The sequence below is a fragment of the Priestia sp. 53B2 genome, assembly GCF_056099005.1.
In genome coordinates, this window is the sequence record NZ_JBLZXA010000030.1 from 509,523 (window position 1) to 530,176 (window position 20,654).

At 37.9% G+C, this 20,654-nt stretch carries 26 protein-coding genes; 12 read left to right on the plus strand and 14 right to left on the minus strand.

Translation table 11 applies throughout. The features are described from left to right. Positions 1–12: 12 nt before the first annotated feature. The 8 genes from ACN6NE_RS27310 to ACN6NE_RS27345 all read right to left on the minus strand — a co-directional run bounded on the left by ACN6NE_RS27310 (position 13) and on the right by ACN6NE_RS27345 (position 7,529). Entirely contained in the window at positions 13–1,272 is a 1,260-nt protein-coding gene (locus tag ACN6NE_RS27310) for a glutathionylspermidine synthase family protein (RefSeq protein ID WP_474328408.1), read from the minus strand. Then, complete coding sequence (locus ACN6NE_RS27315) at positions 1,272–1,592, minus strand: hypothetical protein (protein WP_129710443.1); 321 nt, start codon at positions 1,590–1,592, stop codon at positions 1,272–1,274. Before ACN6NE_RS27315 ends, ACN6NE_RS27310 begins: the two co-directional genes overlap by 1 nt. After that, positions 1,592–2,050, minus strand: coding sequence for a hypothetical protein (locus tag ACN6NE_RS27320; protein WP_474328411.1), 459 nt, complete (start codon positions 2,048–2,050; stop codon positions 1,592–1,594). Before ACN6NE_RS27320 ends, ACN6NE_RS27315 begins: the two co-directional genes overlap by 1 nt. Before the next feature lie 115 nt (positions 2,051–2,165). Beyond that, positions 2,166–2,627 carry a hypothetical protein gene (locus ACN6NE_RS27325; RefSeq protein ID WP_013057717.1) on the minus strand — a complete coding sequence of 154 codons (462 nt, stop codon included), beginning with the start codon at positions 2,625–2,627 and terminating at the stop codon, positions 2,166–2,168. Between the two features lie 461 nt (positions 2,628–3,088). Further along, on the minus strand, positions 3,089–3,976 hold the full coding sequence (locus tag ACN6NE_RS27330) for a sulfite exporter TauE/SafE family protein (RefSeq protein ID WP_013057718.1): 888 nt from the start codon (positions 3,974–3,976) through the stop codon (positions 3,089–3,091). 247 nt (positions 3,977–4,223) lie between these two features. Next, the gene (locus ACN6NE_RS27335) at positions 4,224–5,318 is read right to left on the minus strand and encodes an oxidoreductase (RefSeq protein ID WP_474328414.1); all 1,095 of its coding nucleotides are present in this window, start codon (positions 5,316–5,318) and stop codon (positions 4,224–4,226) included. A gap of 83 nt (positions 5,319–5,401) precedes the next feature. Next, positions 5,402–5,956: a signal peptidase I gene (gene lepB / locus ACN6NE_RS27340; RefSeq protein WP_028412768.1), complete on the minus strand. Its 555-nt coding sequence runs from the start codon at positions 5,954–5,956 to the stop codon at positions 5,402–5,404. 505 nt (positions 5,957–6,461) lie between these two features. Continuing rightward, positions 6,462–7,529: an undecaprenyldiphospho-muramoylpentapeptide beta-N-acetylglucosaminyltransferase gene (locus ACN6NE_RS27345; RefSeq protein WP_029714620.1), complete on the minus strand. Its 1,068-nt coding sequence runs from the start codon at positions 7,527–7,529 to the stop codon at positions 6,462–6,464. 177 nt (positions 7,530–7,706) lie between these two features. On the opposite strand from ACN6NE_RS27345, the gene ACN6NE_RS27350 reads away from it, so the two are divergent. Beyond that, positions 7,707–8,042, plus strand: coding sequence for a CHY zinc finger protein (locus ACN6NE_RS27350; protein ID WP_474328416.1), 336 nt, complete (start codon positions 7,707–7,709; stop codon positions 8,040–8,042). Between the two features lie 19 nt (positions 8,043–8,061). On the opposite strand, the gene ACN6NE_RS27355 is transcribed toward ACN6NE_RS27350, so the two are convergent. Beyond that, the gene (locus ACN6NE_RS27355) at positions 8,062–8,376 is read right to left on the minus strand and encodes an ArsR/SmtB family transcription factor (RefSeq protein ID WP_129710447.1); all 315 of its coding nucleotides are present in this window, start codon (positions 8,374–8,376) and stop codon (positions 8,062–8,064) included. 204 nt (positions 8,377–8,580) lie between these two features. On the opposite strand from ACN6NE_RS27355, the gene ACN6NE_RS27360 reads away from it, so the two are divergent. The 4 genes from ACN6NE_RS27360 to ACN6NE_RS27375 all read left to right on the plus strand — a co-directional run bounded on the left by ACN6NE_RS27360 (position 8,581) and on the right by ACN6NE_RS27375 (position 10,958). After that, positions 8,581–8,865 carry a putative quinol monooxygenase gene (locus tag ACN6NE_RS27360; protein ID WP_013057729.1) on the plus strand — a complete coding sequence of 95 codons (285 nt, stop codon included), beginning with the start codon at positions 8,581–8,583 and terminating at the stop codon, positions 8,863–8,865. A 29-nt stretch (positions 8,866–8,894) separates the two neighbouring features. Further along, on the plus strand, positions 8,895–9,632 hold the full coding sequence (locus ACN6NE_RS27365; RefSeq protein WP_474328419.1) for an NADPH-dependent oxidoreductase: 738 nt from the start codon (positions 8,895–8,897) through the stop codon (positions 9,630–9,632). A gap of 92 nt (positions 9,633–9,724) precedes the next feature. Then, positions 9,725–10,162, plus strand: a complete 438-nt coding sequence (locus ACN6NE_RS27370; protein WP_129710449.1) for a hypothetical protein — start codon at positions 9,725–9,727, stop codon at positions 10,160–10,162. A gap of 115 nt (positions 10,163–10,277) precedes the next feature. Next, the gene (locus tag ACN6NE_RS27375) at positions 10,278–10,958 is read left to right on the plus strand and encodes a DUF4397 domain-containing protein (protein ID WP_474328421.1); all 681 of its coding nucleotides are present in this window, start codon (positions 10,278–10,280) and stop codon (positions 10,956–10,958) included. A 35-nt stretch (positions 10,959–10,993) separates the two neighbouring features. Here the strand turns inward: ACN6NE_RS27375 and ACN6NE_RS27380 are convergent, their stop codons facing one another. After that, positions 10,994–11,527, minus strand: coding sequence for a GrpB family protein (locus ACN6NE_RS27380; protein WP_129710451.1), 534 nt, complete (start codon positions 11,525–11,527; stop codon positions 10,994–10,996). Positions 11,528–12,087: 560 nt separating this feature from the next. Here ACN6NE_RS27380 and ACN6NE_RS27385 point away from each other — a divergent pair. Continuing rightward, entirely contained in the window at positions 12,088–13,608 is a 1,521-nt protein-coding gene (locus ACN6NE_RS27385; protein ID WP_474328424.1) for an SH3 domain-containing protein, read from the plus strand. Between the two features lie 29 nt (positions 13,609–13,637). Here ACN6NE_RS27385 and rpsN read toward each other — a convergent pair whose 3' ends face one another. Beyond that, entirely contained in the window at positions 13,638–13,907 is a 270-nt protein-coding gene (gene rpsN / locus ACN6NE_RS27390) for a 30S ribosomal protein S14 (protein ID WP_129710453.1), read from the minus strand. Between the two features lie 412 nt (positions 13,908–14,319). Between rpsN and ACN6NE_RS27395 the strand changes: the two genes are divergently transcribed. The 3 genes from ACN6NE_RS27395 (at position 14,320) to ACN6NE_RS27405 (ending at position 16,134) form a co-directional block, all read left to right on the plus strand. After that, entirely contained in the window at positions 14,320–14,595 is a 276-nt protein-coding gene (locus tag ACN6NE_RS27395; protein ID WP_013057736.1) for an AbrB/MazE/SpoVT family DNA-binding domain-containing protein, read from the plus strand. A 121-nt stretch (positions 14,596–14,716) separates the two neighbouring features. Then, a complete protein-coding gene (locus tag ACN6NE_RS27400) occupies positions 14,717–15,178 on the plus strand; it encodes a DinB family protein (RefSeq protein ID WP_129710454.1) in 462 nt (153 codons plus the stop codon). Positions 15,179–15,366: 188 nt separating this feature from the next. Next, positions 15,367–16,134, plus strand: a complete 768-nt coding sequence (locus ACN6NE_RS27405; protein ID WP_474328427.1) for a class I SAM-dependent methyltransferase — start codon at positions 15,367–15,369, stop codon at positions 16,132–16,134. Positions 16,135–16,149: 15 nt separating this feature from the next. Here ACN6NE_RS27405 and ACN6NE_RS27410 read toward each other — a convergent pair whose 3' ends face one another. Further along, complete coding sequence (locus ACN6NE_RS27410) at positions 16,150–16,830, minus strand: FHA domain-containing protein (protein WP_474328429.1); 681 nt, start codon at positions 16,828–16,830, stop codon at positions 16,150–16,152. A 318-nt stretch (positions 16,831–17,148) separates the two neighbouring features. On the opposite strand from ACN6NE_RS27410, the gene ACN6NE_RS27415 reads away from it, so the two are divergent. Further along, positions 17,149–17,283, plus strand: coding sequence for a hypothetical protein (locus tag ACN6NE_RS27415; RefSeq protein ID WP_013057740.1), 135 nt, complete (start codon positions 17,149–17,151; stop codon positions 17,281–17,283). A 58-nt stretch (positions 17,284–17,341) separates the two neighbouring features. Here ACN6NE_RS27415 and cobT read toward each other — a convergent pair whose 3' ends face one another. Next, complete coding sequence (gene cobT, locus ACN6NE_RS27420; RefSeq protein ID WP_474328431.1) at positions 17,342–18,379, minus strand: nicotinate-nucleotide--dimethylbenzimidazole phosphoribosyltransferase; 1,038 nt, start codon at positions 18,377–18,379, stop codon at positions 17,342–17,344. Positions 18,380–18,541: 162 nt separating this feature from the next. Between cobT and ACN6NE_RS27425 the strand changes: the two genes are divergently transcribed. Beyond that, positions 18,542–19,408, plus strand: coding sequence for a YitT family protein (locus tag ACN6NE_RS27425; RefSeq protein ID WP_013057742.1), 867 nt, complete (start codon positions 18,542–18,544; stop codon positions 19,406–19,408). Positions 19,409–19,475: 67 nt separating this feature from the next. Beyond that, a complete protein-coding gene (locus ACN6NE_RS27430) occupies positions 19,476–19,832 on the plus strand; it encodes a hypothetical protein (protein ID WP_129710458.1) in 357 nt (118 codons plus the stop codon). A 328-nt stretch (positions 19,833–20,160) separates the two neighbouring features. Here ACN6NE_RS27430 and ACN6NE_RS27435 read toward each other — a convergent pair whose 3' ends face one another. Then, positions 20,161–20,607, minus strand: a complete 447-nt coding sequence (locus ACN6NE_RS27435; protein ID WP_013057744.1) for a GNAT family N-acetyltransferase — start codon at positions 20,605–20,607, stop codon at positions 20,161–20,163. Positions 20,608–20,654: the final 47 nt, after the last annotated feature.

Here is a 20,654-nt window from a genome sequence, read left to right on the forward strand (position 1 = left end):
TTATTCCCCTTTTCATTTTAATCCAATTGGCAAATAATATGATTCGTTATCCGTAATTTGATTTCCAGCTCGTATTCCTACTGCGCTTGCTTTTCCATTTAATAAAAAGCACCCGTACATGATATGAGCCTCTATTGTTTGTGTTTGAGTCTTCATCGTTGCAGCTGGCAATGGAATAAACTGTTGATACACAGCCGAGTATTCTTGGTATGTCTTATGCTGATCTTCTTCTATTTTGATTCCATCTTTATTATAAATTTCAACGGTATCTCCCTCACGACCAAAAGAGGGTTTCTTCACAAATGCTTGTTTTCTTTCAATAAATGGATCTTCTTCTAAATACGTTGGTAAAAAGTACGTTTCAATGGTGTGATGCTCTTCTTTAGTGAAGAAAGGATGATGTTGTTCATACAAAGCCCAAATGAGTGCTTGCACGGCTTTGGACTGCAGTAAAAATGCAGAAGGCGGATTGATTATGGCTACTTGTTTTTGCTGTGCCAATGTTAAAAGCATGTGTCCGACTTTTTCATGCGTGCTCGGATCTTCATCTTCAATTAAATGTTCAAGCGGATAAGTTTGGCGATAGAGTACGTCTATTTTTTGTCCATATTGATCATACACGCCCGCTTCTATATGTTCACCTTCTTCAACTGTAGAGGAAGGGACAATTCGAAGCTGCGATAATGGAACGTATGTAGCATCTACATCGGCTAGCTTCATTAAATAAAGAGTCGTTAGCTTATCTTCTTCATGTGTATCATGAGAAGAAAAAACGACGTTTGGATAGTTCGGTCTATCGAGCTCGTTATAAGCTTCAAAAATGGCGTGTTTTAATGCTAAAGCAAGCTTTTTTTCCTCAAGCTTATTAGGGTTTTGCACTTGAAAATGACGACAGACTAATTCATTTACATGAAATAATTCTTTAATGAACGTAGGCGTATCCGCATTTAGTTCTAAAAGCTTAATTTGATCAGTCGTAACAGCAAAATCAAGGCGCGAAATCACACTTTCTGTTTCCATCGTTTTCAGTCGTAGGTACGGGAGGCTGTCTTTTGGAAATCCTAAAGAAAAAAGCGTCTGATCATCTAAAGAACGAAGTAAAGGTGCAGTTTTAAAAAATAATTCCCCAATTCGATTTGCAGCTTCTTTAATAGAATCAATGATATGAGAAGACTCTATATGTACGTCATAAAGAGCATACTCTGTTCCGTATAAATCGTGCCAAAAATCTTCAATTTCTTTATAAAACATTTCTCGTTTTTCTTTATGCATTACCCGCCAAAACCGCCTTTAGAGCCGCTCCCAATTCCAGATTTATACGAGCTGCTTGATTTAAATGATTTATAGGCCGATGATGAGGTCAACTGTTTTTTAGAGCCGTAGTAGCGGCCTCCGTGATAATATGAGCCGCTGTGCGAAGAAGAAGAATCTGAACAGTAGTACGTTTGGGTATCTTCATCCCATTTCCACTTGTCACACGATTTATCTTTCGGTTTAGCTGGTTTTGCCTGATCAGTTGAACCACAGGCAACGAGCGATGTCATTAAAGCTGTGGTCAAAACCCCGGCCATCATTTTTTTTGTTTTTGACATTACGCCTTTCCCCCTTCATACGTTACGCCTGTTTTTGTTACATATAAACTGTACACGCTGCGATCTTCATCAATTTCCGCAGAGTCTCTTTCCCATTCCCATCCATTGTAGTATGTATAAACTGTTCCGATATAGCTTAATACGTCTAAATGCGTATAAAATGAAGAGACGAATAAAATCGGGTGTCCTCGAAGAGAATTCAGTTTGCGGACTTCTAACGTAATTTCTCTGTGATCATCTTCTGCTTGCTCTTTCGGTCCATGTTCATGTTCTTTTACATAAATAATATGTATATCATCTTCGACTGCAGATGAAGTTTGTTTATACGTTACTCCTTCTTTAACAAAAAATTCGCATTCCCTTCTTGCTAAAATTTGTTCAAGTTCAATAGAATGATAGTGATAAATAGATATAAATGTATCATCAGGCTTTAGCAGTCGGTATTCTAACTTTCTCATTGCGCAACTCCTTTTGTGACTTTTTTGTGAACGTTCTTTAATAAATACGCACAGATTTTCAAAAAGTTTCAATTTTTCTCATATAAAAAGGCTTAGCTTTAAATAAGCTAAACCTTTATTTTTTTATCACATCTGTCACAACTTCATAACCGCCTGTGTATGGGTCGAATACATATTCAAGCATGCCGTTTCCACGATTGACTTTAAATAGATAACGGTATTTTTTAGGGCTGTCTTTTGCTGGATATACGTATTTTCCTTTTTGGAACTGACTTAGCAAGAGCTGTTCTCTTTGCGCAAGCATTTTTTTTGCTTCATTATACCCATATAGCGGGAGATTTTTGGCATAGAGAACCGGTACGAATACAAGCACAACGACTGAAATCGTAATAAGCCCTTGTTTAAACCACCGCATAAATCTCTTTGGATTTCGCGAAAGTAACATCGTGATGACAATTACTACTAACAAAGGAACAATATATACTTGAACATACGGAATGTTTGCAAATACAGGTCGATTAATCAATAAGACAATTACTTCGATAGCTGCTACTAATACTAAAATAAAATAGACCACTTACTCTTCACACCTCGACGATTCAATGAATTTTATATGTGTTAGAAAGTATTCCCACTCATGAATGAACTCGTCTATTGTATCATAAGACGCAAAGAAAATATCTACGCTTCTCTATTTTACGGAATTCAAATAATAAAAGAGATTGAGACATAGCGAAATCACCCCAATCTAAAGACGAACAAAGGGGATAATGCGCTAGTATGATCCCTTACACCACCGTTGATTTCCGTCCAAGGCTTCGCTTTCCGAGGGCGGCCGCTCCTGCCGGGTCTCATCTGTTCCGCTTTTCACTCAGGAGTCCTCGCCTTGCCCTCCAATCAACAGCTAGAAGCCACTACATACATGAAACCTACCTTCACCCTAACCATAAAAAGATCTGAACACATTTAATTCTCCATCAAGAATCAAACACGTTCAGATCTTCCTTTAACTAAGCTACTTTTATTCCATCCTCTTTATTACGAAACTTCTACGTTTCGATTTTGATTATATTTTTTTCCTTGTAACAGTGAGTAAATGATCGCTGCTGCCCACACAATAAGTATGAATGCATATACAGCTATCTGAGTTGAGCTGCTTGATACCCATGTGTTTAAGAGTGTTCGAGCATTTGTTAAAATGATAAACCCACCAACAAGTGAACCAAGCAAGTGAGCCGGGATAATACGAACAAACCATGCAGCAATCGGAGCCGCGATAATTCCGCCAATCATAAGGGCGCCTACCCAGAACCAGTTTACCTGCTCCCAGCCAAGAGAAATTAAAAAGCCAAGTGTAGCCGAGACGGCAATAGCAAATTCACTTGTATCCACAGTTCCAACGACTTTCCGTGCTGTTGTGCCTTTTTTAGCTAGCAATACAGGCGTTGCTATCGGCCCCCAGCCGCCTCCTCCTGTAGCATCAGCAAATCCAGCAATTAATCCTAACGGAATGGACTGCTTCGTCGATAAAGGTTTGGTGCTCTTTTCTTCGTTTGTTTTAAACGTAAATAAAAAACGAAATAACACATAAACTCCTAGGAGCAATAAGAATGTTGAAACGTAAGGCCTTACTGCATCTCCAGGTAAATTACTTAGAAAGCAGGCTCCTACAAAAGCTCCAATGGAGCCTGGGATAATCAGTTTTAACACCATCGATTTATCTACGTTTCCAAATTTAATATGCGAAACACCCGAAGCTGCCGTTGTTACAACTTCTGCTAAGTGAACAGATGCGGAAGCCACAGCTGGTGCAATTCCAAACGTTAAAAGCAGCGTAGTTGATGTCACCCCGTATGCCATTCCGAGTGATCCATCAATTAACTGAGCTAAAAAGCCAATAAGTGCAAACGTAATTAACTTTTTCATGTTGTCCCTCCACTTTCATCTTCTGTTAGAAAGCACAAAAAGGCCTCCAACAGTTGTTTGCTAGAAGCCTTCGGTATGTCCGATCAGCTGTCCGTTTTATGAATAAGTTGTTTATATTGTAATCCTAACTATTCCTAGAAGTCAACTGTGTTTTTGATTTTTTCTTTTAGTCTATGTATACCGCTTGGTTATAGTATCAGTAAAATAAAACTCTTCTTGTTAAATCAAAAACATAAAAACGACCGTCTTAATAATGGCGGTCGTTTCTATGCATATCTTTCCAGTGAGCCAGCACTTCAGGAGGCAAACTCACATCTTTATCCAGTGACGTAGCATCCATAAAAGCAGGCTCATCGCTATTTATCACTTTTTCTACCCAATCTGGCTCTACGACTAACGCTTGTTCAATCGTAATTAAAGCCAGTCCCTGATGAAAAGCTTCTGCTACCTCTGTTGCTGTAAGCCCTCCTGTGCTCACAAGAGGAACCCGGTGATTGACGTGCTTGATAATTGAAGAAAGCAGCGAACTAATTTCTTCCCTTTTTGAGTTAGGTTCATGTAAAGCACTAATATGTAAATAGTCAATTTCCGTTTGAATAAGACGGTCAATCCCTTCAAGTGTATCTTCCTCTTTATTTCCTAAATATCCTTTTTCTTTAGGCGCTAATGTATACCCCACAATGAATGGTCTGCCTCCATGAGCTGCTCGACGCGTCACTTCACGAATGACTTCAAGCACAAAAGTGAAGCGGTTTTCTGTGCTTCCTCCATAAGAATCACTTCGTTCATTTGCTTGCCTTGACGTAAACTGCTGCAGTAAACATTCATTTCCTCCGTCAATTTCTACTCCATCAAACCCTGCTTCCATAGCTCTTGTGGTAGCTTCTCCAAATGCTTGAACGATATAAGTCATATCGCGCTCGTTCATTTGAACAGGCTTTTTGCCTTTTCGTTTGTGAGGCTTTTCACTCGGGCTAATGGCTTGCCACTTATTTTCCATTTCTACGCACTTTCTTCCCCCGTGCGATAGTTGAAGAATCGCTTTAGCTCCTCTTTTATGAATCATTTGAGTCAGTTGATGAAGCTTTCGTATCACATGATCACGATGAATTCCGATTTGTCCATGTGCTACTTGGCCATTTTCTGTAATAAATGCAGGGCCGACAATTACCATACTGACGCCTCCCACTCGTTTTTCGTAAAAAGACATATCAATATCGGATATCTCTCCGTTTTCCCGTGAAGCGTATGTGAGTATAGGTCCCATTGCTAATCGGTTTTTCAGCTCAAGGACATCAACAAATTTAAAATGCTTAAATAATTTTTCGTAGGCTGTCTTCAAGTGGTTCACCTCTTTTTTTCTTAGCTTACCCATCTTTAGGAACAGTAGACAAAAAAAGAAATACCTTCATCGGCATTTCTTTTTCACGTTGTTTTTCTTATTTTTTTGACGGGATAAAATACAAATTCGCTTTTTCCGACAATCCGTTTTTCATCAATGAGACCTAGACCGTTGCGGCTATCCATACTGTACAGACGGTTATCACCCATTACAAATACTTCGTTTTTAGGTATTTGAACGGGCTCAAAATCTCCTGTAAGCTCCATATCCATGTTGTTGGCAATTTGACGATTCGTTTTTAAATAAGGTTCACTTACTTTTTTATCATCAATATAAAGCTGATCTTTTTTCATTTCGATTTTTTCACCTGGCAGACCGATTACTCTTTTTACATAATGCTTATTCTTAGCCTCGTCTTTAATAATCACAATATCTCCGCGGCGAATATCATGGAGCGAATACGACAGTTTATTCACAAACAAACGCTCTCCGTTATGCAGCGTTGGGTTCATTGAAGCGCCTTCTACAATATACGGAGAAAATAAAAATGCGCGAATCATAAATACTAGAGCGATAGCGAAGATAATAGTTTTGAATATGCTGCGTAATTGATCGCTTTTTGTTTTTTCCGTAGTCAATATACTTTGTCTCCTTTGTACAGCTCACTTTTCTTATGTAAAAAAGCAAGAAACCTCTTACTTTAACACTTATTCTAACTTAACCATAGAAAGAACTGAAATCAAATGTTTTATGTTATGTAAAAAAAGAACCTCTAACAAATGTTAGAGGCTTACATTACGCAAGTTTCGTCTTTACATCTCTTATTATAACATTAATTATATAAAAAGAGACTACCTTTTATGTAAAAATTATGTTTTTTACGTAAACTTAACTAAATCTTCACATTTAGAGGCGTTTCTCCATGTATAAAAAGCTGAGAGATGCAATACTCTATAATCTCTCTTCGCCGCACGAGTCCAATAAAAATATTTTGATCATCTACAACTGGTATAAAATTTTGTTCCGACGCGCGTGACAAAATACTTTCCATTTCATTATGTTCATTATGAATTAGTTTACGGCATGCTTCCTCCGCCTCTTTTAGAAGAAAGCGTTCTTATCTCCTCGATAAGAACGCTTTTTTTAGCTCATTTTCTCAATTTCATTTACAAGAATTGAAATGGCATCCGTTTTTGTTGCTTCACGCATTGTACGCTTCATTGTACTTGCCTGCTGCTGAAGCTCATTTACTTCACGCAAAAACAGTTCTTTTGTTAACTGTTCTTCTTCCACAACCATACAGTAACCTTTTTTCTTAAAGGACTGTGCATTTAAAATTTGGTCTCCGCGGCTTTGTGCTTTTGATAAAGGAATAATCATCATCGGTTTATGAAGGGCTAAAAACTCAAAGATGGCATTGGATCCGCCGCGTGTAATCACATAATCAGTGGCCGCTAGAACATCTGGAAGCTGTTCATTTACATATTCTAACTGACGGTAGCCCGACTCTTTTTCAAGGCTTGTATCAATATTGCCTTTTCCGCACAGGTGTACAATTTGAAATTTCTTTTGCAGTTCAGGCAAGGACTCTCGAACAATTTCATTGATGCGGCGTGCTCCTAAACTTCCGCCCATAATGGTTAAAATTGGGCGCTTATCATAAAAGCGAAGCCAGCTTTCCCCGTTCGCTGCGCTTCCGCTAAATAATTCTTTTCGAATAGGTGAACCAACAACCTGCACTTTTTCTTTTGGAAAGTAATTTGCCGCTTCATCAAAAGAAGTAAAAATTTTAGTAGCAAATTTCTGCGCAATTTTATTTGCTAATCCCGGTGTTAAATCACTTTCATGAATAAACACGGGAATGTTTAAAGATTTAGCAGCCATTACAACAGGAACTGTGACAAAACCGCCTTTTGAAAAAACAAGAGAAGGCTTTAACTTTTTCAGCACGCGACGTGCATCGCCGACTCCTTTTGCTACTCGAAATACATCTTTTACATTTTCCATATCCACGTAGCGGCGCAGCTTCCCGCTTGAAATTGCATGATATGGAACGTTTAATTTTGTAATTAATTCTTTCTCAATACCATTGTGAGAACCGACATAATGGATATCCCATTTTTCACTGTCTAATTCTTTCATAATGGCAATGTTTGGTGTTACGTGTCCAGCTGTTCCGCCTCCGGTAAAAACGATAACTTGCTTACTCATTTTTTCTTCCTCTCTTTACTTCACTTAATCGATCTGTTTTGACATCAATTTTTATCTGATCTTTTTAGCATGCAATCTGACATGTAAAACGATGGTTTTATTATAGCATTTTTCTTTTTACATATGTATGATAAGGCGTATAAAAGCATGCTATACTTTTCATAGGGAGTGATGATAATGAACAAATCTGCACCTGTAGTAAAAGGTGATACGGTGGATTCTGAAACGCGCTGTACGCACTATCATACGGATAAAGATATTATTGCAATAAAATTTTATTGCTGTAATACATATTATCCATGCTATCAATGTCATAACGGACATGCTGATCACGACATTAAAAGGTGGCAAGAAGCTATGTTTAATGAAAAAGCTATTCTTTGCGGAGTATGTAAACATGAGCTATCAATTAATGAATACTTAACCTGTAACTCCACTTGCCCTCACTGTCGTTCTTCTTTTAATCCCGGATGCAGCCTGCATGGACACATTTATTTTGAACAAAAAAGCTGAACAAAACATCGTTCAGCTTTTAAAATAATTGCTCATCTATATTTATAATGGAAGGAAGCAAACCTGGGAACAAGTCCTCAAGTTCTTCTAAACGCAAGGAATAATAGTGCTGCGTACCTTCTATACGTAGTTTGATAATTCCAGCTTCGCGAAGTACTTTAATATGATGTGATAGCGTTGATTTTGATACATTTAATTTTTGATAATACGAACAGGTCTGCTCCTTTCTTGTCGCTAAACACTGTACAATTCGCAGTCGGTTAGGATCACTCAACGCGTGTAAAATAGGCGTTAATTTAATTTCAGCTTTCGGTGGTTGATAAGGTTTTCTCATGCTTAAAATATAACACAGCTTCTTTTGTGTATCAATGTTCGATAACTTTCGAACTAAATTCCTTGCACTGTTATTTAATCGGTGTTATAGTTTCGTTGTTCGATGATATTCGAACTTATCTTCATTTTAATCATAAATTGAATGAAAGATTAAAAACAAAACAAATAATATAAAGCACCATCATTATTAAAGGAGGAATCATCCATGATTCATTTACAAGCTTCAATGAAAGTTAACCCAGCAAAAAGAGAAGAATTTTTAGAAAACGTACAAGAACTAATTAAGCATTCTTTACAAGAAGAAGGAAACAGCAACTATCAACTATTTGAAGATGCTTTTACACCTAACACATTTATGATGATTGAAGAGTGGAAAAGCGAAGAAGCAATTCAAGCACACAATAAATCAGCTCACTTCCAAAGTTTTGTAGCATTTGCTCAAACTGGCGTACTTGTAGCACCTTTAGATGTAAAAACATTACAAGGTTAATCATAACTTCTTTGAAAGGATGACGCATCATGAATGAAGCAATTCGTACAATTCAAGATCATCGTTCTATCCGTCAGTATACAGACGAAGCAGTAAGTGACGAGCATTTAGATACGATTATTCAATCTGCTCAGTCAGCCGCTTCGTCTATTAATGGACAGCAAGTGACTATTATTAGCGTCCAAGATAAAGAAAAGAAGAAAAAACTTTCAGAGCTTGCCGGCAACCAAGCGTGGATTGACCAAGCTCCTCTATTTTTAATCTTTTGTGCAGATTTTAATCGTGCTAAGATTGCAGCTGAACTTAACGATGCCCCTCTTGGCGTAACCGATGGGCTTGAATCAATTTTAGTCGGGGCAACTGATGCTGGAATTTCTTTAGAAGCCGCAACAGTTGCTGCAGAATCACTCGGTTTAGGTACAGTCCCAATCGGAGGCATTCGCAGAAAGCCGCTAGAAGTCATTGAACTGCTAGATTTACCGGAATACGTATTCCCAGTGAGTGGTCTTGTGGTTGGACATCGGGCAGATCATTCTGCGAAAAAACCTCGATTGCCACAAGCTGCTGTGCACCATCGTGAAAGCTATAATCACGACTTAAAGTCATTGATTCAAGACTATGATGCTGAAATGGCAGAGTATATGAAAAAGAGAACAAACGGTGCTGATGACCGCAACTGGTCACAAACTGTATCAGCTATTTATAAAACCATTTATTATGCAGAAGTTCGAGCGATGCTTGAAAAACAAGGATTTAAATTCGAATAACCAAAAGCTGCGATGAACATCGCAGCTTTTTTATCTACTTTAACAGCATGCTGAATAGACTAAAAGTAATACTCAATAAATGAGGTGTTGATATGGAGTTTATTTTAATTTGTAATTTTCTTTTAAGTGCAACCGCAGCGTTTTTATTGGTGCCGGCTTTTACAAAAAAGCACACACTTCACGTAACTTTACTTTCTCTCCTTTTCCTCCTTTCAATTGTCCCGACTTTTCTTCTCGCTAATCCACATATCGGCGTTTTGCCTTGGGCTATTAGAGACGGTCTTCTATTGTTCGCCTCTTTCCTTTTCTTTTATTTAACCTTCACTTTAAACAGATGTAAAACGCTTTTGTTTTTTCTTCTATTTTTACTGTCGATTGCTCCTCTTTCCTACGTCGTATATGATGACTTCACGCATACGTATATAGATGCCAATATTGGGCTTGGCCTAGGCTTTTTATTGACATGGCTCTTAACAGCTCTGTACAATATTTTGGCTATTCTTCGATTTTTTCGTCAAAAATCTCAGTAAACACGTCAAAAGTTAACAAACAAACGAATAGTTGATTTTATTTAGTATACGCTAACAACTGCACAGTCCTTCTCTTTACATAAAGCTGTGTATACTATAAAAGGAGTGATACTTGATGAAACGACTATTCGTAATGGCAGCAGTGATTGCCTTCTTAGCACTTAGCCGCATGTTAGTATTTGCCGCTGAAACACCTCCTGCTGCAGATGAGCGAACAGCTCAGAATGCAGAAGTTCGCATCGTTCATGCTTCACCGGATGCTCCGGCTGTAGACATTTTTGTGGATGACAAAGCTTTAGTAGAAGGAGCAAAGTTTAAAGATGTCTCCAACTCCCTGCGTTTGTCAGCTGGTTCTCATAAAGTCGAAGTATACGAAGCGAAGACAAAAGGAACAAAAGATTCCATCATCGAAGCTACCCTTGTTGTAGACGGTGGAAAATCGTATACAGTGGCCGCTGTAAATAAGGCGGAAAATCTTGAACTACAGGCTTTCACGAATAATAAGCAAGAAATGGATGGAAAAGCAAGTTTACGTGTTGCTCATTTATCTCCTGATGCTCCTGCGGTAAACGTAGGTCCTAAAGGTGCTGCTCCTTTATTTAAAGAACTGTCTTTTAAAAACATTTCAGGTTATCAAGTAGTAAATCCGGGTTCGTATGATCTATCTGTTTCCACGGCAGATGGAAAAGAAATACTAAGTCTTCCTGGAACAAATCTTCAAAGCGGTAAAAACTATACGGTTCTCGCAGTAAATACTGCTGACAAGCTTGAGACCATTGTTTTACAAGATAATTAATTAAAAAAACGTCATTTCAAGTGAAATGACGTTTTTTATAGACTGCGCTGAATGAATTCTTCTTTTTTGTACTCATAGGTAGATATATCGTTCCACAATCGTTTTGAAAGCTCGTATTTCATACCTTCATATTTTTTTCTAGCACGTTCGCTCGAGCGTAACTGCTCCCTGAAATTAATTCGTTCATTCCAATAAGGTGATTCACTGACCGTTACGTACACATGACTTCTTCTAGCATCATGTGGAATGAGCTTACGGGCATTTTTAACTGTCATAACTCGAGGATAGTGTGCAGCTGGAACACCTTCTTTTAATAAGACAAACATCTCTTTTTCCGCTACATATACGTGAGATTTATTTTTTAATATAGCCCGTACTTCATTTATGTCTTCTTCGCGTTTGACTCCAATTAAAATATCAACGATTGGTGAACCTGCCAATCCTGGAACGGACGTGCTTCCAATATGTTCGATGTCTACTGAAAAATCTTTTAGTGTATTAAGCAACGCTTCTTTTTCCATTTGATACAAAAGCGACCACTTTGTTTCATACTGAACAATCTTTCGCATATCAGTTTCCACCTTTTCACTTTTTTATACTGTATCATGTTTCAAAGTAAAAAGAAAGAATTTTCTAACTATTTACTTTTGGTTTATGCTACGAGCTTTACATCGCTATAGACAGGCTTTGTATTAGTTTATATATTTTTGTTATTTTTATTCTAAATGTTTCATAATTGTGGATGTTTCCTCCTCCAAAAGATAGATACGCTTTTATTTTCTATCTCTCCTCTATCATATTCACACTCAGCTGTTTTATACTATTTTACGTTTTTGCTAGTAGAAGACATATCCTCAAAATGTAGATGAACAAAGGATTAAAGGTCTTTAATATCGCTAAATTCCACCTTTAATATAATTATATTTTACATTAATGTAAAATTTTATCGTTAAGGATGGCAGATAGTTCAAATTCATTATACAATTGAATTTCGACATATAGTATGATGGATAATATCGGTATTATGAGATAATAGTAGATTTAACTCAAAATTTTGGACTATTTGCCGATATATGCTTTGTATACCAATAACCTTATGTTGAAATTTGTAATTTGCAAGGAGGAAAAAATGAATAAAAAACATGTCATGTACACAGCCGTTTCTTCTGTTCTTTTAAGCTCTTCATTGCTTTTGCATTCAATTGATGCAGATGCAGCTGAATCGGCCAAAGTAACTGCTACATCGTTAAATGTACGTGCAACGCCTAGTACAAGCGGTGCTATCGTTGGTAAAATAACGAAGGGAAACACCGTTGATATAGTAGATGAAAGCAAAGGATGGGCTAAAATTACCTATAACGGCAAAGAAGCTTGGATTTCATCTCAATACATAAATAAAACGCAAACAAACAATACGTCTACCGCAAATTCGACATCGAAGTCAGCGGTCGTTAATGCCAGCTCATTAAACGTTCGTTCTTCTGCAAGCACAAGCGCGTCCATCGTAACAAACTTATCCCGCAATTCAAAAGTAACGGTGGTAAAAGAAAGCGGGTCTTGGTCACAAATTAAAACGGCAAGCGGTCAAACGGGCTGGGTAGCAAGTCAGTACCTACAAGCAGGCTCCGGTTCTTCTACGCCAGCTAAGGATTCTGGCTCTACAACATCGAAGTCAGCGGTTGTTAATGCGAGCTCATTAAATGTTCGCTCTTCTGCGAGCACAAGCGCATCCATCGTGACGAACTTACCGCGCAATTCAAAAGTAACGGTGGTAAAAGAAAGCGGATCCTGGTCCCAGATTAAAACAGCAAGCGGCAAAACAGGTTGGGTTGCAAGTCAATACTTACAAACAGGTTCTGAACAGTCTTCACAAACAGCCCAGCCGATTCAAATTACAAAAGCTTCAAATTTACGCAGTCAGCCGAGCTTAAGTGCGGGAATTATTCGCGTAGCAAAAGCAGGTGAAAGATTCAAAAAAGTAAGCGAAGCGAATGACTGGGTGCAAATTCAGTACTCTGCGAGTCAAACAGCATGGGTATCAAAAGGGTTAACAGCTGAGGCTGGTTCTACACCTTCAGCTAGTTTGCCTTCTCCTTCTGCTGCTTTAAAAGATAAAATTATTGTAGTAGACGCTGGGCACGGCGGATATGATCCTGGCACTTCAGGCAAGTCATCGGTTGAGAAAAATTTAGCGTTAACAACAGCAAAACTTGTGGCAAGCCGCCTAGCTAATTCTGGAGCAAATGTATTTATGACGCGTTCAAACGATACTTTTATTTCACTGAGCGGACGGGTGAATGTTAGTGAAGCAAAGCATGCAGATGCATTTATCAGCATTCACTATAACGCTTCTACTTCATCTTCTGCAAACGGCATCGCATCATTTTATTACAGTGAAGCCAAAGATAAAGAATTAGCAAAATACATTCAAGAAAGCATGGCTGAAAACGCGCCTTCTATGAAAGATATGGGGGTTCGTTTTGGAGATTATTATGTTACTCGAGAAAACAACCAGCGTGCTGTACTTCTTGAATTAGGCTTTTTATCAAATGCTCACGATGAGCAAATTGTTTCTTCTAACGCGTATCAGCAGCAAATATCTACAGGTATTTACCAAGGGATCGCTCGATATTTTGCAGCTAATAAATAATAAAAGCCCTCATAATGAGGGCTTTTATACTACCAGCTTGCTTTTTTAACACCTGGAATTTGTCCTTTGTAGGCCAATTCCCTAAAAGCGATGCGTGACATTTCGAATTTTCTAAGATAGCCTCGCGGACGACCGGTAACGCGGCAGCGATTATTTAAGCGCGTTGGTGAAGAATCTCTAGGCAATTTTTTTAACGCTTCGTAATCTCCTTTTTCCTTCAGCTCTTGGCGTAATTGCGCATACTTCGCTACCATCTCTTGACGCCTTTGTTCTTTCACAACTTTTGATTTTTTAGCCAAACTCTTTGTCACCCTTTCGTTTTATCAATTTTTTATTTGAAATACGTAATCATTACGATTTAATTATTTTGAGCAAGTTACTTTTAAATTTAATCATATTTTCTTCATTTTTTCAACTTGTTTGCTTCCGCGCTTACATGTAGCCTACCCCCAGGCTGCTGCATAAACATAAAAAAAATTGTATGTCAAATGTAATTAATTCCTTCATCTCCTATATCATACAAAGAGCCCTATATATTCCATATTGTAGGAGGATTTGTATTTACAGATAATATTTCAATAATATTACAGTTCATTTACATATTAATAACTTCGACAAATTTAGCGGTTATCTAGTATATAATCATCTTAGAAATTCCAAAAATAATATTTTGCGTACTCAATAAAATATAAAAGTAAAGGTGATTAAAAAATGAAATCGACTGGTATTGTAAGAAAAGTAGATGATTTAGGTCGTATCGTAATTCCTAAAGAGTTAAGACGTGTTCTTGAAATAGATGTAAAAGATCCTGTTGAAATTTTCGTTGAAACAGATCGAATTATTTTAAAGAAATATGAGCCGAACGGTGCTTGTGCAATTACTGGCGAAGTATCTTCTGACAACGTAACAATCGCAGATGGCAAATTAACTTTAAGCCGCGAAGGTATGGAGTTATTACTAGAAGAATTAAAACAACGTAATTTCTAACAAAAAGAAAAGCAGCTGCTCACATGCAGCTGCTTTTCTTTTTGTTAAAGTTTTTTCTTCGCTTTCTGATTTCCAGATGCTATACTCAGAAGCGAAATACATAATAAAGGAGCTTTTCATCATGACAGTTGAACAAATTACTCATCACTTTTTAGCACATCGAAACGTAACCAATGAATTAATCAACAAAATTGAAGCAGGTCACTACGACTACAAGCCTGCCCCGACATCTATGTCCGCTTTTGACTTATCTACGCATATTTTAACATCCTTTTATGCATTTACATTAGTGGTAAAATCCGGCGATTTATCTCCACTTGGCCAGAAAGCTGATTTTAGTGGTAAATCATTATCGGACCTTGCAGCTGAATATACGCAAAAAACAGTAGACGTATTACGCTCACTTAGCGAAGATGATTTAAACAAAACAATTGACACCACGGCGGCGTTTGGAAGAAAGCTTCCTGGAAGTCAACTCTTACAAATGGCCATTGACCATGAAATTCATCATAAAGGAAATTTATACGTCTACGTACGTGAGATGGGCCATACAGATCTTCCTCTATTTGTTCAGTTTGGTTAATGGTTATAAAATAGTTCGTGCTTGTAAGCGCCCAAGCTAGAAGTTTGGTGCGCTTTTTCTTTGCAGTTTTCGGCATAATAAGTGAGATATATGGTATAATTCTATCAATAACTTCATATCTACTATTCAAAGCTTGTTTCTTCTTATAAAACGATAGTCATCATCTTTTACAAAGGAGGAATCACTTCATGAGTCAAACTGTTAATCAACAAAAAATTGCTCAAGTGTATCATCTTCCGTTTGTTTCTTCATTTGGAGGAAGTGCTATGAACCTTCTTTCTCCTCAAGCTGGCGAACATATTTTAGATATTGGCTGCGGCACTGGCGAATTTATTTCGCAGCTCAATAAGCTTGATGTCCGTGCAACGGGCATCGATTGCTCTGAAAATATGATTGAACAGGCTCGTCATCAGTACCCAACTCTATCCTTTGAACAGTTAAATGCCCTTAACCTTCCTTATTACGAACAATTTGACGCAGTTTTTTCAAATGCAACTTTACACGACATCCGTCCCCCTCACCTTGTCATTAAAAACATTTACAATGCTTTAAAACCAAATGGCCGATTTGTAGCAGAATTTTGGGGAAAAGGAAACATGGACGAAATTTTTACAGAAATCATTCGTCAATTTAAAACGTTTGATATCCCTTATAACGATGTAGATTTCCCATGGTACTTTCCTTCTGTAGCTGAATATTCTTCTCTTTTGGAATCACAGAATTTTCAAGTCACCACGGCTATACACTACAGCCGTCCCTTCCTGTTAAAAGGGGAAAACGGCTTGCGTAATTGGCTGGAAACAAATGCAGCCCCTCTTTTTGCTCACGTGACGACAGAAACAAAAAATGTCCTCATTACGCGCTTAGAAAATCGAATGCAAGACAAACTATTTCAAAACGGATCTTGGCTAGCAGAAGCTAAACATATACGTGTACATGCTGTAAAACGAGACTAAAAAATGGACGTGATTCTATTCACGTCCATTTTCGTTAAAGTGCAGCCAATATCCTTTTCCTCGAATCACTTCGATTTCTAAATATGTTCCTATTTTTTTGCGAACCCGGTAAATCAGCGCATTCAGCTCTTCCGCTGCTACTAGAATTTCTCCATTTGACTCTACTCGTTCAGGCCAAACGCTTTTTTTTAATGCTTCTTTTGAAACAAATTGATTGTTGTATTCTAGAAGATAAGCTAAGCACGCGTATTCTTTATCTGACAGAATATACGTTTCCTCTTTTACTTTTACTTTCTGCAAAATTGGATCTAATGTGTAAAATGGCTTATTTATTTGTTTTAGCAAAGGTCCTAAATCGAGGGTTTCATCCATATCATCATTTCTAAATACTAAAGCTGCCTCCTCATTTGCTAAGGTAATGACATCCTGCTCTTTCAATAAACGAGGGGTTCCAGGCTGTAACTCTTCTCCGTTTACTTTTGTCCCGTGTTTACTAAACAAGTCTGTAATGAAAAATGCATTGCTTTCGTACGTTACTTCAAAATGCTTGCGTGAAATGTAAGCACTTTGAAAGGCCAGATAAGGCTCCCATTCTTCACTGCTTCGTCCGATAATACAGGCTTTATTTTTTGGAATAGGCACAGAAGCTCCTTCATAAAAAGGAGCACCGTTCCGAATAATCAACATACCGTTCATTGTTTGCTCACACTCTTTTTTAAAATTTTCTGACTCTTATCATGTAATTATAACACTCACATTTATTGAGATTTCTTCCAACTTTGGATAACATCATAGTATAGTCAGTTATATGATAAAGGTTGTTGCCATGTAAGTAAACCTTTAGAGCAGTCCTTTTCTAACTGAAAAAATACGTATTCTTTGCCCTGCTGTAACGGGGATACAATTTTTTTGTAAAATAATTTGATTTTTAGTAACTTTGACATATGTTCTCTCTTTTTAAAGCAGAGTAAAATAGGAAAATACGTGAAATATTTACATAATGGAGGAAGACCAATGGGACGTTTGCCAAAAGATAGAGAAATTCAAGCGATTAAACGACGCGTTGCACTGGTATTGTTAATTATTGGATCATTTATTTTAACAGGTGCTAGCTTTAGCATTTATTGGTTTATGATGTTAAAAATATAAGATTTTTTTATAAAATAAAGAAAAAAGACATGGTTTTGTTCCCATGTCTTTTTTAGGTTTATTCTTTCTCAGACACTCCCGCAGATTGAAATGTGGCCATATTGGCAATCATCAATGAAGCTGAGTGCAGCAGCGGAAATGTAACAGCTGCTCCACTTCCCTCACCTAACCGAAGATTGAGGTTGAGGAGCGGTGTCTTGCCAAGAAGCTTCATTGCACACGCATGACCTTGTTCAACAGATTGGTGACTAGCAAACATATAGTCTCTTGCTTGTGTATTGATTTCTGTCGCTAGAAGGGCTGCAACTGTACAAATAAAACCATCTACTAAAATAGGAATACGGTGAGCAGCTGCCGCCAGCATAGCACCTGTCATCCCGGCAATTTCAAGGCCCCCTATTTTACTAATAATATCAATCGGATCCTGAGGGTTAATGTGCCTATTTTGCAGCGCTTCTTCAATCACGTTCACTTTGTGGCGCAGTTGTTCGGCAGAAATCCCTGTGCCCATTCCTGCAAGCTTAGAGACTTTTTCTCCTGTCAATACAGCTAAAATAGCCGTGCTTGACGTAGTATTTCCGATGCCCATTTCTCCTACAATCAAACATTTAATTCCTTGGGCAATAAGCTCTTCAGCTTCTTCATATCCGACTTGAACAGCCAGTTCTGCCTCACTGCGCGTCATCGCGTCTTCTTTATAAAAACTTGCTGTGCCCAGCTTCACTTTGCGTTGTACAAGGTCCTTATGGGAAAGGTCAGAAGCAATGCCGATGTCAATCAGTTTGAACTGGGCATCTATTTGCTGACTAAACACGTTAATAGCTGCTCCTCCCTGCAAAAAATTCAGCGCCATTTGTGCCGTTACGTCCTGCGGATAAGCCGAAACTCCTTCTTTTACAATTCCATGATCGCCTGCAAAAACGAGGACTCCTGGCGGCGTGACTGTCGGAAAAACTTCCCCGGTCATGGCCGCTAATTCAACGGCTATTTCTTCGAGTCTTCCAAGGCTTCCTATCGGTTTGGTTAATGTATCAATATAGCGTGCCGCTTTTTCACCAGCGCTTGTTTGAAGCGCTGGAATATAAACGTTTATCATATGTACAGCTCCTTTATTTCAGCAAATGTCTACCGTTTAATTTAACAGGATTTTGTTTATTCTGGCTAGTCTTTTTTAAAGTAGATAATTGGATAGAGTTCCCAAGACTTAGTTATACTAGTAAGAGTTGCGTATAGGCAGTATTTTGAAAGGAAAGATTTTATGACAACGAAACAGCACAAAAAGGAAAAGGCAGGTCGGCTCATTTATCGCTACATTATGATGTTAATTGGAGCTTCCTTGGCTGCCGTTTCTATCGAATTATTTTTAGTCCCAAATTCCGTAATTGATGGCGGTATTATCGGTATTTCTCTAATTTTAGTTTATTTAACGAAATTGCCGTTCAGTCTTCTTATCATCATCTTTAATCTCCCTTTTTTATATAGTGGATACAAACAAATTGGTCGTAACTTCTGCTTTTCATCTATGTTTGCAGTTGTTGCTTTATCCATTGTAGAATCTCAATTGCACCATGTTCCAGCCGTAACATCTGAACCGCTTCTTGCTACTGTATTTGGCGGGCTGCTGTTAGGAGCAGGTGTAGGAACGGTCATTCGTCACGGCGGAGCGTTAGACGGAACTGAGATTTTAGGTATTTTATTAACAAAAAAAATCCCGTTTTCTGTGGGCGAATTTGTGATGTTTTTAAATATCTTCATTTTTGCTTGGGCAGGCTTTGTGCTAGGTTGGGAACAGGCGATGTACTCGATCCTTACGTACTATATTGCTTCTAAAACAATCGATGCGATTATTCAGGGTCTTGATGAAACAAAAGCAGCCTTTATTGTTTCAAATCACTACGAAGAGCTATCAGATGCTATTACACATCGTCTAGGACGCGGCGTTACAAAGCTTTACGGTAAAGGCGGATTTGAAGGTACAGAAAAAGAAGTCATATACGTAGTTGTGACGCGTTTAGAAATTACCAAGCTTAAAACCATTATTTCCGAAATAGATCCGCATGCATTTACAACCATTATGGATACCCAAGAAGCGCATGGCGGCAAATTCAAATCAGCCATCCACTAACTTATACATAAGCGTGGATTTCTCTGAGCATGCTAATAGCTGACTACTCGTAAAGGAGCTCACCACAATGAAAGAACAAATGTCCAACTTATTTCACCAATTAAAACAGTCGGTTTCCAATGTATCTGATAAGTTATATGACAAAGTACATACGCTGCAATCATCACCAGGAGTGAGTGTGTTTGAACTGTACGAATGGATTAAAGAAAATCCAAGCACAAGCGTACAAAAGCAAACGCTGCTCGGGATTTCATACTCTTTCTATACACTCCATGCAGACGACGTTTTTTTCTATATGGAAACGAAATATGATTATTTACTTTACATGACTATTTATAGTCCAACACGTCATTATTTCACTTATCATTCTTACAGAGATTCTTTATCAACCGTGACTCCCTTGACGTTTCCTATTACTAAATAATAAAAAGCTCCTCAATCAAGGAGCTTTTTTTATATGGTTATCTTCCTTTTCGGACTTTAAAGATAAACAGCGCAAGTAAAAAACCGCTCGTCGCAGTTACTATTTTCCACGCGTTTAAGATTGGATTTTTTTTCAAGGCCCTGCTCCTTCCTTGCGGCTATACTAAAAATAGGATGGCCGCCTTTCAAACAGCTAGTCCAACTTCCTCCTACTATTGATACGATCATCTAACATATAGCCCACCGACATTTTCATCAATTTCACTTTTCATACTATAACATATTTTTGCCATTTAGTAGAAGTCTTAAAAGTAAAAGCTGCACTTCTCTTAAAAAAAACGGTATTGAACCCCTGCATTTTCTTTACCGTTCATTTTTTGATAAAGGTTTTGAGCAACTTTATTTTCACTGCTGCACTCAGCGGTCATACCTGCAAACTCATACTTTTGAGAATAGGCCAGGCAGATCTTAAACAAACGTTCACCAATTTTATTTCCTCTGTTTAAAGGAGATACGTACAAGTCTTTTAAGATGGCTGTTTCTTTAAAATAATAGGTGCTCCACGATACGTACACCGTTGCAAAACCTACTAGCTTCCCTTCCAATTCAGCAACAAACTGGATACCATAGGAAGGATTATTCAATAAGCGCTTAATATGTAAAGTTAAAGCTTTCCGGGAAGGGGCAGGCTGCTCACAGAATTTTACTATATATTCTTGCATTAACGTAGCCAGTCGCTCTCGATCAGTTTCAACCGCCTGTCGAATGACAACCATTTAATCACTCCTTTTAGCTCAACGCTCTTAACATAATTCGATAGCCA

Bases quoted from the DNA above. Each gene is read 5' to 3' on its own strand.
- ACN6NE_RS27310 (WP_474328408.1), bottom strand. From the start codon at position 1,272: ATGCATAAAGAAAAACGAGAAATGTTTTATAAAGAAATTGAAGATTTT.
- ACN6NE_RS27315 (WP_129710443.1), bottom strand. From the start codon at position 1,592: ATGTCAAAAACAAAAAAAATGATGGCCGGGGTTTTGACCACAGCTTTA.
- ACN6NE_RS27320 (WP_474328411.1), bottom strand. From the start codon at position 2,050: ATGAGAAAGTTAGAATACCGACTGCTAAAGCCTGATGATACATTTATA.
- ACN6NE_RS27330 (WP_013057718.1), bottom strand. From the start codon at position 3,976: ATGAAAAAGTTAATTACGTTTGCACTTATTGGCTTTTTAGCTCAGTTA.
- ACN6NE_RS27345 (WP_029714620.1), bottom strand. From the start codon at position 7,529: ATGAGTAAGCAAGTTATCGTTTTTACCGGAGGCGGAACAGCTGGACAC.
- ACN6NE_RS27350 (WP_474328416.1), top strand. From the start codon at position 7,707: ATGAACAAATCTGCACCTGTAGTAAAAGGTGATACGGTGGATTCTGAA.
- ACN6NE_RS27355 (WP_129710447.1), bottom strand. From the start codon at position 8,376: ATGAGAAAACCTTATCAACCACCGAAAGCTGAAATTAAATTAACGCCT.
- ACN6NE_RS27360 (WP_013057729.1), top strand. From the start codon at position 8,581: ATGATTCATTTACAAGCTTCAATGAAAGTTAACCCAGCAAAAAGAGAA.
- ACN6NE_RS27365 (WP_474328419.1), top strand. From the start codon at position 8,895: ATGAATGAAGCAATTCGTACAATTCAAGATCATCGTTCTATCCGTCAG.
- ACN6NE_RS27370 (WP_129710449.1), top strand. From the start codon at position 9,725: ATGGAGTTTATTTTAATTTGTAATTTTCTTTTAAGTGCAACCGCAGCG.
- ACN6NE_RS27375 (WP_474328421.1), top strand. From the start codon at position 10,278: ATGAAACGACTATTCGTAATGGCAGCAGTGATTGCCTTCTTAGCACTT.
- ACN6NE_RS27380 (WP_129710451.1), bottom strand. From the start codon at position 11,527: ATGCGAAAGATTGTTCAGTATGAAACAAAGTGGTCGCTTTTGTATCAA.
- ACN6NE_RS27385 (WP_474328424.1), top strand. From the start codon at position 12,088: ATGAATAAAAAACATGTCATGTACACAGCCGTTTCTTCTGTTCTTTTA.
- ACN6NE_RS27395 (WP_013057736.1), top strand. From the start codon at position 14,320: ATGAAATCGACTGGTATTGTAAGAAAAGTAGATGATTTAGGTCGTATC.
- ACN6NE_RS27400 (WP_129710454.1), top strand. From the start codon at position 14,717: ATGACAGTTGAACAAATTACTCATCACTTTTTAGCACATCGAAACGTA.
- ACN6NE_RS27405 (WP_474328427.1), top strand. From the start codon at position 15,367: ATGAGTCAAACTGTTAATCAACAAAAAATTGCTCAAGTGTATCATCTT.
- ACN6NE_RS27410 (WP_474328429.1), bottom strand. From the start codon at position 16,830: ATGAACGGTATGTTGATTATTCGGAACGGTGCTCCTTTTTATGAAGGA.
- ACN6NE_RS27415 (WP_013057740.1), top strand. From the start codon at position 17,149: ATGGGACGTTTGCCAAAAGATAGAGAAATTCAAGCGATTAAACGACGC.
- cobT (WP_474328431.1), bottom strand. From the start codon at position 18,379: ATGATAAACGTTTATATTCCAGCGCTTCAAACAAGCGCTGGTGAAAAA.
- ACN6NE_RS27425 (WP_013057742.1), top strand. From the start codon at position 18,542: ATGACAACGAAACAGCACAAAAAGGAAAAGGCAGGTCGGCTCATTTAT.
- ACN6NE_RS27430 (WP_129710458.1), top strand. From the start codon at position 19,476: ATGAAAGAACAAATGTCCAACTTATTTCACCAATTAAAACAGTCGGTT.
- ACN6NE_RS27435 (WP_013057744.1), bottom strand. From the start codon at position 20,607: ATGGTTGTCATTCGACAGGCGGTTGAAACTGATCGAGAGCGACTGGCT.